A 985-nucleotide genomic window follows, 5' to 3' on the forward strand; every position below is an offset into this window, starting at 1 on the left:
CCTAGACGAGTAATGCGTAACTCGGTCAGTGGTCGTAGGCGGTCAGGGATCGGGTGATGGGTTGGCTGGTGGCGCGGTTGTGCCAGATGGCGGCGGTCAACGCGAGGAGGCGTTGGGCGATGCGGACTCCGACGCCTTCGATGGTGCGTCCGCCGTGTTGTTCGAGGTTGAGCTGGCCTTTGAGGGTGTCGTTGACCGACTCGATGAGCTGGCGGATGGACTTGAGCAGCGGCTCACCGGGATGGGGCCGGCGGTTGCGGTAGGACGGCCGGATCAGCCGGATCCCGCGTTCGGTGAGGTAGTGGTCGAGTTCGCGGGAGACGTAGCCCTTGTCGGCGATGATCAGCAGGCCGGGCCGGTCGGTGAGCAGGTGGGGCTCGTGGTCGCAGATGGCCATGAGCACTTGCCGCTCGTCGACCTTGGGGTCGGCCAGTGCCCAGGCGACCGGAAGCCCGGCCGGGGTGCAGACCAGGTGCAGCCGCAGGCCCCAGAACCAGCGGGAGTGTGAGCGGCAGAAGCCGTATTTGGCCCAGCCGGCCAGCTCTGAGCGTTTGACTGTGGGCCGGGATCGGCCGCACTCGACCGGGGTGGAGTCGACGATCCAGGTGGTGTCGGTCCACAGGTCGGTGTCGGTCGCCAGCCAGCGCATGACGAGCTTGATCAGCGGCAGTGCGGCGCGCAGGCGGCGGTTGTAGCCGGACTGGCCGGGCAGGTAGCGGAACGCGCCGGGCATCCGAGTGGGCAGGAACCGCAGCCAGCGGGCCTCGGAGGTGAACCCCAGTAGCGCCTGGGCCACGGCCAGGGTGACCAGTTCGGCGTCGGTGAGCTTCGGCGGTCGTCCCGTCCGCCGCCTGCCGGTGAGGTGGTCGTCGATCTTGACGTAGAGTGCGGTGAGAAGGGTGTTCAGGTCTGTCGTCACAAACGGATCTTGGACACCCTTCGTCCATCTCCGGTCACCACCCAGACTTACGCATTACTCGTCTAG

1 protein-coding gene is annotated in these 985 nt (G+C 67.0%); it reads right to left on the reverse strand.

The genetic code is table 11. The features are described from left to right. Positions 1-25 precede the first annotated feature (25 nt). Positions 26-919, reverse strand: coding sequence for an IS982 family transposase (locus H5965_RS45970; RefSeq protein ID WP_310977640.1), 894 nt, complete (start codon positions 917-919; stop codon positions 26-28). Positions 920-985: the final 66 nt, after the last annotated feature.

It is taken from the genome of Amycolatopsis sp. 505, from assembly GCF_031625235.1.
Taxonomy (GTDB): Bacteria; Actinomycetota; Actinomycetes; order Mycobacteriales; family Pseudonocardiaceae; genus Amycolatopsis.